The 16176-nt window shown below is 60.6% G+C and carries 15 protein-coding genes; 9 read left to right on the top strand and 6 right to left on the bottom strand.

Features of this window, described 5'->3' with window-relative positions; translation table 11 throughout:
• The first annotated feature begins 51 nt into the window (after positions 1-51).
• From hisG to hisC, 3 genes are all read left to right on the top strand, one after another.
• Positions 52-687, top strand: a complete 636-nt coding sequence (gene hisG, locus FFH90_RS25920; RefSeq protein WP_007941260.1) for an ATP phosphoribosyltransferase — start codon at positions 52-54, stop codon at positions 685-687.
• 125 nt (positions 688-812) lie between these two features.
• Positions 813-2138, top strand: a complete 1326-nt coding sequence (hisD, locus tag FFH90_RS25915) for a histidinol dehydrogenase (protein WP_018927194.1) — start codon at positions 813-815, stop codon at positions 2136-2138.
• A 2-nt stretch (positions 2139-2140) separates the two neighbouring features.
• Positions 2141-3193 (top strand): histidinol-phosphate transaminase, encoded by a 1053-nt coding sequence (gene hisC, locus FFH90_RS25910; RefSeq protein ID WP_138866306.1) that lies wholly within the window; start codon positions 2141-2143, stop codon positions 3191-3193.
• A gap of 55 nt (positions 3194-3248) precedes the next feature.
• Here the strand turns inward: hisC and algW are convergent, their stop codons facing one another.
• The gene (gene algW / locus FFH90_RS25905; RefSeq protein ID WP_018927192.1) at positions 3249-4409 is read right to left on the bottom strand and encodes a Do family serine endopeptidase AlgW; all 1161 of its coding nucleotides are present in this window, start codon (positions 4407-4409) and stop codon (positions 3249-3251) included.
• Between the two features lie 102 nt (positions 4410-4511).
• Here algW and FFH90_RS25900 point away from each other — a divergent pair, with 102 nt between their 5' ends.
• From FFH90_RS25900 to cysN, 3 genes are all read left to right on the top strand, one after another.
• A complete protein-coding gene (locus tag FFH90_RS25900) occupies positions 4512-5270 on the top strand; it encodes a Nif3-like dinuclear metal center hexameric protein (protein WP_018927191.1) in 759 nt (252 codons plus the stop codon).
• A gap of 146 nt (positions 5271-5416) precedes the next feature.
• Positions 5417-6334 (top strand): sulfate adenylyltransferase subunit CysD, encoded by a 918-nt coding sequence (cysD, locus tag FFH90_RS25895; RefSeq protein WP_007941268.1) that lies wholly within the window; start codon positions 5417-5419, stop codon positions 6332-6334.
• A 9-nt stretch (positions 6335-6343) separates the two neighbouring features.
• A complete protein-coding gene (gene cysN, locus FFH90_RS25890; protein WP_018927190.1) occupies positions 6344-8242 on the top strand; it encodes a sulfate adenylyltransferase subunit CysN in 1899 nt (632 codons plus the stop codon).
• An 83-nt stretch (positions 8243-8325) separates the two neighbouring features.
• Here the strand turns inward: cysN and FFH90_RS25885 are convergent, their stop codons facing one another.
• Genes FFH90_RS25885 through FFH90_RS25875 form a run of 3 tightly spaced genes read right to left on the bottom strand, consistent with a single transcriptional unit; the run spans position 8326 to position 11730 of the window.
• A complete protein-coding gene (locus FFH90_RS25885; RefSeq protein WP_064620287.1) occupies positions 8326-9231 on the bottom strand; it encodes an acyltransferase in 906 nt (301 codons plus the stop codon).
• Positions 9232-11331 carry a phosphate acetyltransferase gene (gene pta, locus FFH90_RS25880; RefSeq protein ID WP_064620284.1) on the bottom strand — a complete coding sequence of 700 codons (2100 nt, stop codon included), beginning with the start codon at positions 11329-11331 and terminating at the stop codon, positions 9232-9234.
• Positions 11332-11391: 60 nt separating this feature from the next.
• Positions 11392-11730 carry a DUF3565 domain-containing protein gene (locus FFH90_RS25875; protein WP_111454353.1) on the bottom strand — a complete coding sequence of 113 codons (339 nt, stop codon included), beginning with the start codon at positions 11728-11730 and terminating at the stop codon, positions 11392-11394.
• Between FFH90_RS25875 and FFH90_RS25870 the strand changes: the two genes are divergently transcribed.
• The 3 genes from FFH90_RS25870 to FFH90_RS25860 all read left to right on the top strand — a co-directional run bounded on the left by FFH90_RS25870 (position 11699) and on the right by FFH90_RS25860 (position 14084).
• Entirely contained in the window at positions 11699-12184 is a 486-nt protein-coding gene (locus FFH90_RS25870) for a peptidylprolyl isomerase (protein ID WP_007942189.1), read from the top strand. The two genes, FFH90_RS25875 and FFH90_RS25870, sit on opposite strands and share 32 nt — an antisense overlap.
• 124 nt (positions 12185-12308) lie before the next feature.
• The gene (locus tag FFH90_RS25865) at positions 12309-12791 is read left to right on the top strand and encodes a glutathione peroxidase (protein WP_064620279.1); all 483 of its coding nucleotides are present in this window, start codon (positions 12309-12311) and stop codon (positions 12789-12791) included.
• 189 nt (positions 12792-12980) lie between these two features.
• Positions 12981-14084, top strand: coding sequence for an NADH:flavin oxidoreductase (locus FFH90_RS25860; protein ID WP_138866305.1), 1104 nt, complete (start codon positions 12981-12983; stop codon positions 14082-14084).
• Positions 14085-14152: 68 nt separating this feature from the next.
• On the opposite strand, the gene FFH90_RS25855 is transcribed toward FFH90_RS25860, so the two are convergent.
• Both FFH90_RS25855 and cysZ read right to left on the bottom strand, forming a co-directional pair.
• Positions 14153-15352 carry a glycosyltransferase family 1 protein gene (locus tag FFH90_RS25855; RefSeq protein WP_111454338.1) on the bottom strand — a complete coding sequence of 400 codons (1200 nt, stop codon included), beginning with the start codon at positions 15350-15352 and terminating at the stop codon, positions 14153-14155.
• 40 nt (positions 15353-15392) lie between these two features.
• Complete coding sequence (gene cysZ, locus FFH90_RS25850) at positions 15393-16148, bottom strand: sulfate transporter CysZ (RefSeq protein ID WP_138866304.1); 756 nt, start codon at positions 16146-16148, stop codon at positions 15393-15395.
• Between the last annotated feature and the right edge of the window lie 28 nt (positions 16149-16176).

The raw sequence follows: 16176 nt of genomic DNA, 5'->3' as shown, positions 1-16176 counted from the left end.
GGCGCCGTTTGCGACCGGGCATGAGTACCTTGATAAGGACTGACGTTTCCCATGTTGACTATCGCACTGTCCAAGGGCCGCATCCTTGACGACACCCTGCCGCTTCTGGCTGAAGCGGGCATCGTGCCGACCGAGAATCCGGACAAGAGCCGCAAGCTGATCATCCCCACGACCCAGGCCGATGTGCGCTTGCTGATCGTGCGTGCCACCGATGTGCCGACCTATGTCGAGCATGGTGCCGCCGATCTGGGCGTCGCCGGTAAAGACGTGCTGATGGAATACGGCGGCCAGGGTCTGTACGAACCGCTGGACCTGCAAATCGCCCAGTGCAAACTGATGACGGCCGGTAAAGTCGGCGCAGTCGAGCCCAAGGGCCGTCTGCGCATTGCCACCAAGTTCGTCAACGTCGCCAAGCGCTACTATGCCGAACAGGGTCGTCAGGTCGACATCATCAAGCTCTACGGCTCGATGGAACTGGCGCCGCTGATCGGCCTGGCGGACAAGATCATCGACGTGGTCGACACCGGTAACACGCTGCGGGCCAATGGCCTGGAGCCACAGGATTTCATCGCTGCCATCAGCTCACGTCTGATCGTCAACAAGGCGTCGATGAAAATGCAGCATGCCCGTATCCAGGCGTTGATCGACACCCTGCGCAAGGCAGTGGAGTCTCGACACCGCGGCTGATTCACCTGCGCGACCTTGAGTCGCGCCCGTCTATCCGCCTCATAGCCAGAATTCTCGGGTGCCCAAGCGGATCAACGGCTAGCTTAGGGCGCCCGAGTTTTTGCCAATCCTATGAGGCTCTCGCTATGACCGCACCGACTGCAATTCGCCGACTCAACGCTGCTGACCCGGATTTCGCACATCATCTGGATCATCTGCTGAGCTGGGAAAGTGTGTCTGACGACTCGGTCAATCAGCGGGTGCTGGACATCATCAAGGCCGTGCGCGAGCGTGGCGATGCGGCGGTGGTCGAGTTCACCCAGAAGTTCGATGGCCTGCAAGTGGCGTCCATGGCGGACTTGATCCTGCCGCGCGAACGCCTGGAACTGGCATTGACCCGCATCACCGTGCCTCAGCGCGAAGCCCTGGAAAAAGCCGCGACCCGTGTGCGCAGCTACCACGAAAAGCAGAAACAGGACTCCTGGAGCTACACCGAAGCCGATGGCACGGTGCTGGGCCAGAAGGTCACGCCACTGGATCGCGCCGGTCTGTACGTGCCGGGCGGCAAGGCGTCCTACCCGTCCTCGGTGCTGATGAACGCGATTCCGGCCAAGGTGGCGGGCGTGACCGAAGTGGTCATGGTCGTGCCGACCCCGCGCGGTGAAGTCAACGAACTGGTGCTGGCCGCAGCCTGCATCGCCGGCGTCGACCGGGTGTTCACCATCGGCGGCGCGCAGGCAGTTGCGGCGCTGGCTTACGGCACCGAAAGCGTGCCGAAGGTCGACAAAGTGGTTGGCCCGGGCAACATCTATGTCGCCACCGCCAAGCGCCACGTGTTCGGCCAGGTTGGCATCGACATGATCGCTGGTCCGTCGGAGATTCTGGTGGTGTGCGACGGCCAGACCGATCCGGACTGGATCGCCATGGACCTGTTCTCCCAGGCCGAGCACGACGAAGACGCCCAGGCGATTCTGGTCAGCCCGGACGCCGAGTTCCTCGACAAGGTCGCGGCAAGCATCGCCAAACTGCTGCCAACCATGGAACGCGCCGAGATCATCGAAACCTCGATCAATGGCCGTGGTGCGCTGATCAAGGTTCGCGACATGGAACAGGCCATCGAAGTGGCCAACCGCATTGCCCCAGAGCACCTGGAGCTGTCGGTCGCCGATCCACAGGCCTGGCTGCCGCAGATCCGTCACGCCGGCGCGATCTTCATGGGCCGCCACACTTCCGAAGCCCTGGGCGACTACTGCGCAGGTCCGAACCACGTATTGCCGACCTCCGGCACTGCGCGCTTCTCTTCGCCGCTGGGTGTTTACGACTTCCAGAAACGTTCGTCGATCATCTTCTGCTCCGAGCAGGGTGCCTCCGAACTGGGCAAGACCGCCTCCGTACTGGCCCGTGGCGAATCGCTGAGCGCTCACGCCCGCAGTGCTGAATACCGCATTCTTGATGACAAGCAGGGGAACTGAACATGAGTAAATTCTGGAGCCCGTTCGTCAAGAATCTGGTGCCTTATGTGCCGGGCGAGCAGCCGAAACTGGCCAAACTGGTGAAGCTCAACACCAACGAAAACCCGTACGGTCCATCGCCAAAAGCCCTGGCGGCGATGCAAACCGAACTGAACGACAACCTGCGTCTGTACCCGGACCCGAACAGCGACCTGCTCAAGCAAGCCGTTGCCAAGTACTACGGCGTGCAGGGCAATCAGGTGTTCCTCGGTAACGGTTCCGATGAAGTCCTGGCGCACATCTTTCATGGTTTGTTGCAACACGATAAGCCGCTGCTGTTCCCGGACATCAGCTACAGCTTCTACCCGGTTTACTGCGGGTTGTATGGCATCAAGTTCGATGCGGTTGCGCTGGACGAGCAGTTCCAGATCAACCCGGCGGACTATGCCAAGCCGAACGGCGGGATCATCTTCCCGAACCCGAATGCGCCGACCGGTTGCCTGTTGGCGCTGGACGCTGTTGAGCAAATCCTCAAGGCCAGCCCGGATTCGGTGGTCGTGGTGGATGAGGCTTACGTCGACTTCGGCGGTGAAACGGCGATCACGCTGGTGGACCGTTATCCGAACCTGTTGGTGACGCAGACCCTGTCCAAGTCCCGTTCCCTGGCCGGCCTGCGGGTTGGTCTGGCCGTGGGGCACCCGGATCTGATCGAGGCACTGGAGCGGATCAAGAACAGCTTCAACTCCTACCCGCTGGATCGTCTGGCGATTGTGGGGGCTGCGGCGGCGTTCGAAGATCGCGAGTATTTCGACAAGACTTGCCGGTTGGTCATCGAGAGTCGGGAGCAAGTGGTCGCGCAACTGGAAGCGAAAGGGTTTGAAGTGTTGCCGTCGGCGGCGAACTTCATTTTCGCCCGTCATCCGAAGCACGATGCTGCGGGGCTGGCGGCGAAGTTGCGCGAACAGGGCGTGATTGTTCGGCACTTCAAGCAAGAGCGGATTGCCCAGTTCCTGCGGATTTCGATTGGCGCGCCGGAGCAGAATCAGGCACTGATCGACGGCCTCGGCGACCTCTAGACCAAAACTGTTCCTGTGGGAGCGAGCGGTGCGGCTCGTTCCCACAGGGCCCCGCTTACTCTTCTTCTTTTTCCTGGATCGGTGCCGGCGGCGGACGCAGACCGATTTCTGCGGTGAGCTTGAGTTCTTTACCGTTGCGCATCACTTGAATCGTGACCTTGTCGGTCGGTTTGATGCGCGCCACCTGGTTCATTGACTTGCGACCATCGCCAGCCGGTTCACCGTCGATGCTGAGGATCACGTCGCCCAATTGCAGGCCGGCCTTTTGCGCCGGGCCGTCACGGAAAATCCCCGCGACCACAATTCCCGGGCGTCCCGACAGGCCAAACGATTCCGCCAGTTCCTGACTCAACGGTTGCACTTCGATGCCGAGCCAGCCGCGAATCACCTGGCCGTGCTCGATGATCGACTTCATCACTTCCATCGCCAGTTTGACCGGGATCGCGAAGCCGATGCCTTGCGAGCCACCGGACTTGGAGAAGATCGCCGTGTTGATGCCGGTCAGGTTACCGTTGGCGTCCACCAGTGCACCGCCGGAGTTGCCGGGGTTGATCGCGGCATCGGTCTGGATGAAGTCTTCGTAGTTGTTCAGGCCCAACTGATTGCGCCCGGTGGCACTGATGATCCCCATGGTCACGGTCTGGCCGACGCCGAACGGGTTGCCGATGGCCAGGGCCACGTCACCGATGCGCAGGTTGTCAGAACGGCCGACGGTGATCGACGGCAGGTTTTTCAGGTCAATCTTCAATACCGCGAGGTCGGTTTCCGGGTCGCTGCCGATGACCCGGGCCAGGGTTTCACGACCATCCTTGAGGGCCACCACGATCTGGTCGGCACCGCTGGTCACGTGGTTGTTGGTCAGCAGGTAACCTTCCGGGCTCATGATCACGCCCGAACCGAGGCTCGACTCCATGCGCTTCTGCTTGGGCGAGTTGTCGCCGAAGAAGCGGCGGAACTGCGGGTCTTCAAACAGCGGATGGCTGGGTTTGTTGACCACTTTGGTGGTGTAAAGGTTGACCACCGACGGCGCAGCCGTGGTCACCGCATCGGCATAGGACACCGGGCCCTGCTGCACACCAAGGGTTTGCGGGGCTTGTTGCAGATTGACGTCGAGGCTTGGCAGCCCGACCCACTGCGGGTAACGCTGAATAATCAGTAGAGCGACAAGCACGCCGGCCAACAGCGGCCAGCCGGAAAAACGCAGCGCCTTGAGCATTAAGCACGTCCTGAGAGGTTGCAGGCGGTATGAGACCGCCCATAATGTCGCGCATTATACGAGGCCGCGCGCGCCTCTGAACGGGATATTTAGGAGTCTTTTATGGCCGTCGCCCTGAGCACCCTGGTCGAAGAAGCCGACCGTTACCTGGCAAGTGCGAAGATTGCCGATTACTGCCCCAACGGCTTGCAGGTCGAAGGCCGGCCGCAAGTAATGCGCATCGTCAGCGGTGTCACCGCGAGCCAGGCGTTGCTGGACGCCGCGGTGGAGGCCCAGGCCGATCTGGTGCTGGTGCATCACGGCTATTTCTGGAAAGGCGAGAACCCGTGCATCACCGGCATGAAGCAGCGCCGGTTGAAAACCCTGCTCAAGCACGACATCAGCCTGCTGTCCTATCACTTGCCGCTGGACCTGCACCCGGAAGTCGGCAACAACGTGCAGCTTGCCCGGCAATTGGACATTACCGTCGAAGGCCCGCTGGATCCGGACAACTTGAAAATCGTCGGCCTGGTCGGCTCGTTGAGCGAACCGATGACCCCCCGCGATTTCGCCCGTCGGGTACAGGAAGTCATGGGGCGCGAGCCGTTACTGATCGAAGGCAGCGAGATGATTCGTCGGGTCGGCTGGTGCACCGGTGGTGGCCAGGGTTACATTGACCAGGCGGTGTTAGCCGGTGTCGATCTGTACCTCAGCGGCGAGGCCTCCGAGCAGACGTTCCACAGCGCCCGGGAAAACGACATCAGTTTCATCGCCGCCGGCCACCATGCCACCGAGCGTTACGGTGTACAGGCTTTGGGTGATTACCTGGCGCGACGTTTCGCCCTCGAGCACATCTTCATCGATTGCCCGAACCCGATTTGACTACAGGGCTGGAGCCCAAACGAGGGGGTATATTCATATACCCTTTCGATCTAGCCGCCGTCCTGATTAGAAGAGGGCGCTGTGCTAGGATTCCCCGCTCGAACACGGCCCGCAGGCCGTCCATAAGATCGTTTTCGTGAGTAGCCATGGTCGACAAACTGACGCATCTGAAACAGCTGGAGGCCGAAAGCATCCACATCATCCGCGAGGTCGCCGCCGAGTTCGATAACCCGGTGATGCTGTACTCCGTCGGTAAAGACTCCGCCGTGATGCTGCACCTTGCGCGCAAGGCATTCTTCCCGGGCAAACTTCCGTTTCCGGTGATGCACGTCGACACCCAGTGGAAGTTCAAGGAAATGTACGCGTTCCGCGACCGCATGGTCGAAGAGCTCGGCCTGGACCTGCTGGTACACGTCAACCCCGAGGGTGTTGCGCAGGGTATCAACCCGCTGACCCACGGCAGTGCCAAGCACACCGACATCATGAAGACCGAAGGCCTCAAGCAGGCCCTCGACAAGTATGGCTTCGACGCCGCATTCGGTGGCGCCCGTCGCGACGAAGAGAAGTCCCGTGCCAAAGAGCGCGTGTATTCCTTCCGTGACAGCAAGCACCGCTGGGACCCGAAAAACCAGCGCCCGGAGCTGTGGAACGTCTACAACGGCAAGGTCAACAAGGGTGAATCGATCCGCGTATTCCCGTTGTCGAACTGGACCGAACTGGACATCTGGCAGTACATCTACCTGGAAGGCATCCCGATCGTGCCGCTGTATTTCGCAGCCGAGCGTGATGTCATCGAGATGAACGGCACCTGGATCATGATCGACGACGAACGCCTGCTCAATCACCTGAGCGACGAAGACAAGGCGCGCATCGTCAAGAAGAAGGTCCGTTTCCGTACACTGGGCGACTACCCGTTGACCGGTGCTGTCGAGTCCGAGGCCACCAGCCTGACCGACATCATTCAGGAAATGCTCCTGACGCGAACTTCCGAACGCCAGGGCCGAGTCATCGATCACGATGGCGCCGGTTCCATGGAAGAAAAGAAACGTCAGGGTTATTTCTAAGGGGTTGTCATGTCGCACGCATCTGATTTGATCAGCGAGGACATCCTCGCCTACCTGGGCCAGCATGAACGCAAGGAAATGCTGCGCTTTCTGACTTGTGGCAACGTCGACGACGGCAAGAGCACCTTGATCGGGCGCCTGCTGCACGACTCCAAAATGATCTACGAAGATCATCTGGAAGCCATTACACGCGACTCGAAAAAAGTCGGCACCACCGGCGAAGACATCGACCTGGCGTTGCTGGTCGACGGCTTGCAGGCCGAGCGTGAGCAGGGCATCACCATCGATGTCGCCTACCGCTATTTCTCTACCGCCAAGCGCAAATTCATCATCGCCGATACCCCCGGCCATGAGCAGTACACCCGCAACATGGCCACCGGTGCATCCACCTGTGACCTGGCGATCATCCTGGTCGACGCCCGTTACGGCGTGCAGACCCAGACCCGTCGCCACAGCTTTATCGCCTCGTTGCTGGGCATCAAGCACATCGTGGTCGCCATCAACAAGATGGACCTCAACGGCTTCGACGAAAGCGTATTTGAGTCGATCAAGGCCGATTACCTGAAGTTCGCCGAAGGCATCGCGTTCAAGCCGAGCACCATGGCATTCGTGCCGATGTCCGCGCTCAAGGGCGACAACGTGGTGAACAAGTCCGAGCGCTCGCCGTGGTACACCGGCCAGTCGCTGATGGAAATCCTCGAAACCGTCGAAATCGCCAGCGACCGCAACTACACCGACCTGCGTTTCCCGGTGCAGTACGTCAACCGTCCGAACCTGAACTTCCGTGGTTTCGCCGGCACCCTGGCCAGCGGCATCGTGCACAAGGGCGACGAAGTCGTCGTGTTGCCGTCGGGCAAGAGCAGCCGCGTGAAATCCATTGTCACCTTCGAAGGTGAGCTGGAGCATGCAGGCCCTGGTCAAGCGGTGACGCTGACCATGGAAGACGAGATCGACATTTCCCGTGGCGACTTGCTGGTGCACGCCGATAACCAGCCGCAAGTGACCGACGCCTTCGACGCCATGCTGGTGTGGATGGCCGAAGAGCCGATGCTGCCGGGCAAGAAGTACGACATCAAGCGCGCCACGACTTACGTGCCGGGCTCGATCACCAGCATCGTCAATCGCGTGGACGTGAACACCTTGGCCGAAGGCCCTGCCAGCTCGTTGCAGCTGAACGAGATCGGTCGGGTCAAGATCAGCCTCGACGCGGCCATTGCGCTGGACGGTTACGACAGCAACCGCACCACGGGTTCGTTCATCGTCATCGACCGTTTGACCAACGGCACGGTCGCGGCCGGCATGATCATCGCTCAGCCGCTGGCGCATGGCAGCAGCTCCCACCACGGCAAACTGGCCCATGTAGCCACCGAAGAACGTGCCCAGCGCTTCGGTCAGCAACCGGCCACCGTGTTGTTCAGCGGCCTGTCGGGCGCTGGCAAAAGCACCCTGGCGTATGCGGTTGAACGCAAGCTGTTCGACATGGGTCGCGCGGTGTTTGTACTCGATGGCCAGAACCTGCGTCATGACCTGAACAAAGGTCTGCCGCAGGATCGCGCCGGGCGCACCGAGAATTGGCGTCGTGCGGCGCACGTTGCGCGTCAGTTCAACGAAGCCGGCCTGCTGACACTGGCGGCGTTCGTTGCCCCGAGTGCCGAAGGTCGTGAGCAGGCCAAGGACCTGATCGGCAAGGAGCGTCTGCTGACGGTCTACGTCCAGGCCTCGCCGACGGTCTGCGCTGAGCGTGATCCGCAAGGTCTGTACGCGGCGGGTGGCGACAACATCCCGGGCGAATCCTTCCCGTACGACGTGCCGCTGGATGCCGATCTGGTGATCGACACCCAGTCGCTGTCGCTGGAAGAAAGCGTCAAGCAAGTGCTGGATCTGCTGCGCAAGCGTGGCGCGATCTAAGCATTAGCTGAAAACAAAAAGCCCGCAGATGAGTGATCATCTGCGGGCTTTTTTGTGTCCGGGAGGACACCTTCGCGGGCACCTCAAGAATTCACTGGATACTCCCGGTGCATTTGTCCCAACAGCGCATCCTTGTCATTCCACAACTGATTGATCCAGCCCTGAAACTCCAGGCGATACACCCCGTCCTGGTCGTAGTTCTTGCCAACGAACTGTGGTGGAATCTTCAGCTCCTGAAAGTGCACCACTACATCCTTCACATTGCCGCAGAGCAAATCCCAATAGCCTGGACGCCCGGCCGGGTAGTGGATGGTCACGTTGACGATGGCTTCCAGCTGGTCGCCCATGGCATCCAGCACAAAGGCAATGCCGCCCGCTTTCGGCTTCAGCAGATAGCGGAACGGTGAACTCTGCTGGGCGTGTTTGCCCTCGGTAAAGCGTGTGCCTTCGACGAAGTTGAAAATCCCCACCGGGTTATTGCGGAACTTGTCGCAGGTCTTGCGGGTGGTCTCCAGGTCTTTGCCCTTCTTCTGCGGATGCTTTTCCAGATAGGCCTTGGAGTAACGCTTCATGAACGGAAAACCCAACGCCCACCACGCCAGGCCAATCACCGGTACCCAGATCAGTTCCTGTTTGAGGAAGAACTTCAGCGGGCGGATGCGACGGTTGAGCACGTACTGCAACACCATGATGTCGACCCAGCTCTGGTGGTTGCTGGTGATCAGATAGGAGTGCCGATAGTCCAGGTCTTGCAAGCCGCTGAGGTGCCAGCGTGTGCGGCAAACCAGATTCATCCAGCCCTTGTTGTTACTGATCCACGCTTCGTGGGTATGACTCATCAGCCAGCGCGCGAAACGTTGGGTGAGGGCGAACGGCAACACTTTGAACAGCGCCACACAGAACAGAAACGAGCAGAGCAGAATCGTATTCAGCGCCAACAGCAGCGAGGCGATCACGCCGCGCACGGGTGCAGGTAGAAAATCCAGCATTTAAATATCCATAGGTCGGTTGGCCGCTTGAATCGCGGTCAGCGCGATGGTGTACACGATGTCGTCGACTTGCGCGCCACGCGGCAGGTCGTTCACCGGTTTGCGCAGGCCTTGCAGCATTGGCCCGAGGCTGACGCAGTCGGCGCTGCGTTGCACGGCTTTGTGGGTGGTATTGCCGGTGTTCAGGTCGGGGAACACGAACACCGTGGCACGACCGGCCACCTGACTGTTCGGCGCCAGTTGCCGGGCCACGGTTTCGTTGGCAGCGGCATCGTATTGCAACGGGCCGTCGATCAGCAGTGAGTGTTGCTGTTCGTGGGCGAGCAAGGTGGCCTCGCGAACCTTCTCGACTTCTTCGCCGCTGGCCGATTCACCGCTGGAGTAGCTGATCATCGCCACTCGCGGAGTGATGCCGAACGCCGCTGCCGAGTCGGCGCTTTGCAAGGCGATCTCGGCCAGTTCGCTGGCGCTCGGGTGCGGGTTCATCACGCAGTCGCCGTAGATCAGCACTTCTTCGGGGAACAGCATGAAGAACACCGACGACACCAGGGTGCAACCCGGCGCGGTCTTGATCAGTTGCAGGGCTGGGCGGATGGTGTTGGCGGTGGAGTGAATGACCCCGGACACCAGCCCGTCGACTTCATCCAGCGCCAGCATCATGGTGCCGATCACCACGGTGTCTTCCAGTTGCTGCTCGGCCATCGGCGCGTTGAGGCTTTTGGTCTTGCGCAGCGCAACCATCGGCTCGACATAACGCTCGCGAATCAGGTCCGGGTCGAGGATTTCCAGCCCCGGTGGCAACTCGATGCCTTGGGCGCGGGCGACTGCCTCGACGTCTGCCGGTTTGGCCAGCAATACACAACGGGCAATGCCCCGGGCCTGGCAGATCGCGGCGGCCTGCACGGTCAACGGCTCGCTGCCCTCGGGCAACACGATGCGCTTGTTGGCGGCCTGGGCGCGCTGGATCAGTTGATAGCGGAACACCGCGGGCGACAGGCGCATTTCCCGCGGCGTGCCGCAGCGTTGGTGCAGCCAGTTGGCGTCGAGGTGGCTGGCGACGAAATCGGTGATGATCTCCGCGCGCTCGCGGTCGTCGATCGGGATTTCCTTGTTCAAACCGTTCAACTGGTTGGCGGTGTCGTAGGAACCGGTACTCACCGACAACACCGGCAGGCCGGCCTGCAAGGCGCCTCGGCACAGCTCCATGATGCGTGGGTCGGGCAGGGTGTCGCTGGTCAGCAGCAGGCCGGCCAGGGGCACGCCGTTCATCGCCGCGAGGCTGACCGCGAGGATGATGTCGTCGCGATCGCCGGGGGTCACCACCAGCACGCCGGGCTTGAGCAGCTCCACGGTGTTGCGCACGGTGCGGGCGCAAATGATGATTTTGGTCATGCGCCGGGTTTCGTAGTCACCGGCATTGAGCACCTGAGCGCCCATCAGCTCGGCCACGTCACGGGTGCGCGGCGCGTTCAGCTCCGGTTGAAACGGGATGCAGCCGAGCAGACGGAAGTCGCCACTGCGCAGCAACGGCGAGTGCTCTCTCAGGCGCGAGGCGAAGACGTCCATGCTTTCGTCGGTCTTGACCTTGTTGAGGATCACGCCCAGCACTTTCGGGTCTTTCGGCCCGCCGAACAATTGCGCCTGCAACTCCACCCGGCCGGACAATTCGGTCAGCACTTCGTTTTCCGGCGCCGAAACCAGAATCACGTCGGCGTCGAGGCTCTTGGCCAAGTGCAGGTTGACCCGCGCGGCGTAGCTGGCGCTGCGGGTCGGGACCATGCCTTCGACAATCAGCACGTCCTTGCCGATAGCGGCTTGCTGGTAAAGGGTGATGATTTCTTCGAGCAATTCGTCCAGCTGACCGTCGCCGAGCATCCGCTCGACATGGGCCAGGCCCAGCGGCTGAGGCGGTTTCAAGCCGTGGGTGCGGGCCACCAGTTCGGTGGAGCGTTCAGGGCCGGTGTCGCCCGGGTGCGGTTGGGCAATCGGTTTGAAAAAGCCGACTTTGAGGCCGGCCCGCTCAAGGGTACGCACCAGCCCGAGGCTGATGGAGGTCAGACCCACACCAAAATCGGTGGGCGCGATAAAAAAAGTTTGCATGCGGATTCTCTAAGGGTGCATGGCAATGGTGAACGCCTATGGCTGGCGTTCTACCGATATTCAGTGGTCAAGGTTATCGCTAACCGAGCCTTGTGCGCACCAACCGCAATCAAAGGGCTGGCCTATTTTTTCATTGCGTAGCGCAGGGTCCAGCACCCAGGCCCGGGATTGCCACGGCGGCTGGTGCCGCAGGTGTTGGGTATGGCCGCAGGACAGCTCGGCCACCCAGTGCCCGTCCTCGTCCTGATGGAAGCCTGTAATGGTCGAGGGTTTCATCGCACCCCGTTTGTCCGGGTTGTGTTCGCTTTCGGGCGATTGCTTCGCTAAACTTGGACATTCATCATTCTTATGCAAAAGGTCTCGCCCCATGCTGATCGCCGCCAATAAGGCTGTCTCCATCGACTATACCCTGACCAACGACGCTGGTGAGGTCATCGACAGCTCCGCCGGCGGCGCGCCGCTGGTCTACCTGCAAGGCGCAGGTAACATCATCCCGGGCCTGGAAAAGGCACTGGAAGGCAAAGCAGTCGGTGACGAACTGACTGTTGCCGTAGAACCTGAAGATGCCTACGGCGAATACGCAGCCGAACTGGTCAGCACCCTGAGCCGCAGCATGTTCGAAGGCGTCGACGAACTGGAAGTGGGCATGCAGTTCCACGCTTCCGCTCCGGACGGCCAGATGCAGATCGTCACCATTCGCGATCTGGACGGCGACGATGTCACCGTCGACGGCAACCACCCGCTGGCCGGTCAGCGCCTGAATTTCCAGGTCAAGATCGTTGCCATCCGTGATGCCAGCCAGGAAGAAATCGCTCATGGTCACGTCCATGGCGAAGGTGGCCATCACCACTGATTTTCTGCGCTAAGCTTTCGAGAACTGGAGAGGCGCCCGAGGGCGCCTTTTTAGTCCGCGGCTGTCCTTGGCGACATGACCAAGTGGCTGTTTCGAGAAGAACACGGGAAATTTGGAGTCCGTCATGAGTGCTTTTCACGACCTTACATTGAAAGCTTTGGATGGCCAGGAGTTACCTCTGGCGCCCTTCAAAGGGCACGTCGTGCTGGTGGTCAACGTCGCCTCCAAATGTGGCTTGACCCCACAGTACGCTGCTCTGGAAAACCTCTACCAGCAATATAAGGGCAAGGGTTTCAGCGTGCTGGGTTTGCCGTGCAACCAGTTTGCCGGGCAGGAACCGGGCACAGAGCAGGAAATCCAGGCGTTCTGCAGCCTCAACTATGGCGTGACCTTTCCGTTGTCCAGCAAGCTGGAAGTCAACGGTCACGAACGTCATCAGCTGTACCGCCTGCTGGCGGGCGAGGGTGCGGAGTTTCCGGGCGACATCACCTGGAACTTCGAAAAATTCCTGTTGGGCAAGGACGGTCGCGTATTGGCGCGGTTCTCGCCGCGTACGGCGCCGGATGATCCTTCTGTTATCCAGGCGATTGAAAAAGCTCTGAGTTAAAAGCGCAGATCAAGATCAAAAGATCGCAGCCTTCGGCAGCTACAGGTATTCACATTCCTCTGTAGAAGCTGCCGAAGGCTGCGATCTTTTCGTTTCTAATCCTTAATCACTCAAATCAATAGTGCTGTTCAAGGCAGGGCGCCCTCCATATTATCGCCGTCATAAAGCCTATGTCCCGTGGAGCGTCCAATGCCTGTCAAAGCCCTGTTCAAGCCTTTTCACCTCGGCGCTCTCGAACTGCCGACCCGCGTCGTCATGGCACCGATGACCCGCTCGTTTTCGCCGGGCGGCGTGCCCAACTCCAAAGTGATTGAATACTACCGTCGCCGCGCTGCCGCCGGAGTTGGCCTGATCATCACCGAAGGCACCACGGTCGGTCACAAGGCCTCCAACGGTTACCCGAACGTGCCGCACTTCTACGGTGAAGCCGCACTGGCCGGCTGGAAAAAAGTCGTCGATGCAGTGCATGCCGAAGGCGGCAAGATCGTTCCGCAGCTGTGGCATGTGGGCAGCGTGCGCCGTATCGGCACCGAGCCGGATGCCAGCGTGCCGGGTTACGGTCCGTCGGAAAAACTGAAAGACGGACAGGTCGTGGTTCACGGCATGACCCAGCAGGATATCCGGGAGGTGATCGCTGCGTTCGCCCAAGCCGCCAAAGACGCCCAGAGCATCGGCATGGACGGCGTGGAAATCCACGGTGCCCATGGTTATCTGGTGGACCAGTTCTTCTGGGAAGGCAGCAACCAGCGCACCGACGAATACGGTGGCAGCCTGGCCAACCGTTCGCGCTTCGCCATCGAATTGATTCAGGCGGTGCGTGCAGCAGTCGGCGAGGGATTCCCGATCATCTTCCGTTTCTCCCAGTGGAAGCAGCAGGACTACACCGCGCGTCTGGTGCAGACGCCAGAGGCGTTGGGCGAATTTCTCAAGCCGTTGTCCGATGCCGGCGTGGATATTTTCCACTGCTCGACACGCCGTTTCTGGGAGCCGGAGTTCGACGGCTCCGAACTGAACCTGGCCGGCTGGACACGCAAGCTCACCGGCAAGCCGACCATCACCGTTGGCAGCGTCGGCCTGGATGGCGAGTTCCTGCAATTCATGGTCAACACCGACAAGATCGCACAGCCGGCCAGCCTGGAAAAACTGCTGGAGCGGTTGAATAACGATGAGTTCGACCTGGTGGCGGTGGGTCGTGCGCTGTTGGTGGACCCGGACTGGGCGCAGAAAGTGCGTGACGGTCGTGAGCAGGACATCCTGCCGTTCAGCCGTGATGCGTTAATGACGCTGGTTTAAGCGGCGTCAGGAAAGGCCTATATCGCGGGCAAGCCTCGCTCCAAGGGCGAGGCTTGCCCGCGAAGCTTTTAAGGTAACAACGCCGCATCGGATAGAACTTGTTCCTGCGCGCAAGCCCCCCGCAACTGCCCCTCGAACTGCTCGATAATCGCCGCCCAGCCCTGACGGCTTGCATGCTGGCGGGCATTGAGCCGCATGCAGCGCAAGGTTTCGCGCTCCTCCAGCAGCCAACGTGCCGCATCGCAGAACGCCTGTTCATCCCCGGGCATGGCCAATACGCCGTTGTAGCCATGGCGAATATGCTGAGCCGCCGCAGCCTGATCGTACGCCACCACCCCCAGCCCTGAGGCCAATGCCTCAAGTACCACATTGCCGAAGGTTTCGGTCAGGCTCGGAAACAGAAACACATCCCCCGAGGCATAGTGACTGGCCAGCGCTTCGCCGCGTTGTGAGCCGCAAAAAATCGCCTCGGGCAATTCCTTTTCCAGCGCCGATCGTTGCGGACCGTCACCGACCACAATCAATTTCATGTTGCGCTGTGGATAAGTGGTTTTCAGCGCGTCGAAACTGCGCTTGAGCAGGCCAAGATTCTTCTCCTGGGCCAGGCGTCCTACGTGGATGAAGGCGATGTCATCCTCGGCCAGTCCCCATTGCTCACGCAGCGGTTTCAGTCGTTTGACCGGATGAAACAACTGGCTGTCGACGCCTCGAGAGAGTAACGCCAGACGCTCGAAACTGCGCCGCTCCAGCTCCAGTCGCTGGCTGGCGCTGGGCACCAGGGTCAGGGTCGAGCGATTGTGAAACCAGCGCAGGTAGTGGGTCAGCAAGCGCGTCAGCAACCCGAGCCCATACTGGCTGGAATACTGCTGAAAATTGGTATGGAAGCCGCTGACCACCGAAATCCCCAAACGCCGTGCCGCGCGTAACGCCGACAACCCCAGCGGTCCTTCGGTGGCGATGTACAACACGTCCGGGCGATGGCGCTTCCAGCGCCGCAGCAGCTTGTGCATCGACGACTGGCCCCATTGCAGGCCGGGATAACCCGGCAGCGGCCAGCCCCGACACAGCAGCAACTCATCATTGCTGCCCGTCAGCGGGTCGCCGCCCTGACGTGGCCGCACCAACTCGACCTGATGCCCGCGCGCGCGCAAACCGTCGAACAAGCGACCAAGGGTATTGGCCACGCCGTTGATTTCCGGGGGGAAGGTTTCGGTGATCAGAGTGATATGCAGAGCTGTCGTCATGACCTCAGTGTCGGCTGAGGCCATGTCGTCATTGTGACGGTGGGATGATGGATATATGACGCGATTAACTGCGTTCCGCCACCAGATTCTCCGCGCCACGCTCACGCACCCAGAACAGCGTCGCGCCAGCCACGGCCGCCGGCATCATCAAAATGTTCACCACCGGAATCAGCAATGCCAGATAAACGATCCCGCCAAAACTCATGCTCTGCCAGCGCTTCTTGCGCAGCCAGGCGAGCATCTCGTTCCAGCCCAGCTTGTGGTTGTCCGCCGGGTAGTCGATGTACTGGATCGCCATCATCCACACCCCGAACAGCAGCCACAGCGGTGCGGCAATGATGTTCACCACGGGGATGAAGGAGAGGATGAACAGCCCGATGGCCCTTGGCAGGAAGTAGCCGAGCTTGCGCATTTCCCGGGTCAGGGTACGGGGGATCATGGCGATCAGTTCGCCCCAGCTGAAGGTCGGGAAATCGTCGGTGCCGCGCACCACCACTTCGACTTTCTCCGCGAGGAAGCCGTTGAACGGTGCGGCAATAACGTTGGCGAGCATTGTGAAGGTGAAGAACACCATCAACACCACCAACACCACGAATATCGGCCAGAGGATATAGCTGAGGAAGCTCAGCCAATCGGGCAGGGACGGCATCAGCGTATCGACCCATAGGCTGAACTGATGACCGGCCAGATAGATCAATCCGACGAACAGCACCAGGTTGATCGCCAGCGGCAGCAACACGAACAGACGCAGACTTGGGCTCAGGACCAGATTGAGGCCTTCGCGCAGGTATTGCGGGCCGGACAGAACGGGGGCGGGCATAACGTGCTCCGAACAAGAGGGAAACGCG

It is taken from the genome of Pseudomonas sp. ATCC 43928 (assembly GCF_005938665.2).
Taxonomy (GTDB): Bacteria; Pseudomonadota; Gammaproteobacteria; order Pseudomonadales; family Pseudomonadaceae; genus Aquipseudomonas.
This window is presented reverse-complemented; position numbering and strand designations above follow the sequence as displayed.

Coding starts and splice junctions, on each gene's coding strand:
- hisG (WP_007941260.1), top strand. CDS start 52: ATGTTGACTATCGCACTGTCCAAGGGCCGCATCCTTGACGACACCCTG.
- hisD (WP_018927194.1), top strand. CDS start 813: ATGACCGCACCGACTGCAATTCGCCGACTCAACGCTGCTGACCCGGAT.
- hisC (WP_138866306.1), top strand. CDS start 2,141: ATGAGTAAATTCTGGAGCCCGTTCGTCAAGAATCTGGTGCCTTATGTG.
- algW (WP_018927192.1), bottom strand. CDS start 4,409: ATGCTCAAGGCGCTGCGTTTTTCCGGCTGGCCGCTGTTGGCCGGCGTG.
- FFH90_RS25900 (WP_018927191.1), top strand. CDS start 4,512: ATGGCCGTCGCCCTGAGCACCCTGGTCGAAGAAGCCGACCGTTACCTG.
- cysD (WP_007941268.1), top strand. CDS start 5,417: ATGGTCGACAAACTGACGCATCTGAAACAGCTGGAGGCCGAAAGCATC.
- cysN (WP_018927190.1), top strand. CDS start 6,344: ATGTCGCACGCATCTGATTTGATCAGCGAGGACATCCTCGCCTACCTG.
- FFH90_RS25885 (WP_064620287.1), bottom strand. CDS start 9,231: ATGCTGGATTTTCTACCTGCACCCGTGCGCGGCGTGATCGCCTCGCTG.
- pta (WP_064620284.1), bottom strand. CDS start 11,331: ATGCAAACTTTTTTTATCGCGCCCACCGATTTTGGTGTGGGTCTGACC.
- FFH90_RS25870 (WP_007942189.1), top strand. CDS start 11,699: ATGCTGATCGCCGCCAATAAGGCTGTCTCCATCGACTATACCCTGACC.
- FFH90_RS25875 (WP_111454353.1), bottom strand. CDS start 11,730: ATGGAGACAGCCTTATTGGCGGCGATCAGCATGGGGCGAGACCTTTTG.
- FFH90_RS25865 (WP_064620279.1), top strand. CDS start 12,309: ATGAGTGCTTTTCACGACCTTACATTGAAAGCTTTGGATGGCCAGGAG.
- FFH90_RS25860 (WP_138866305.1), top strand. CDS start 12,981: ATGCCTGTCAAAGCCCTGTTCAAGCCTTTTCACCTCGGCGCTCTCGAA.
- FFH90_RS25855 (WP_111454338.1), bottom strand. CDS start 15,352: ATGGCCTCAGCCGACACTGAGGTCATGACGACAGCTCTGCATATCACT.
- cysZ (WP_138866304.1), bottom strand. CDS start 16,148: ATGCCCGCCCCCGTTCTGTCCGGCCCGCAATACCTGCGCGAAGGCCTC.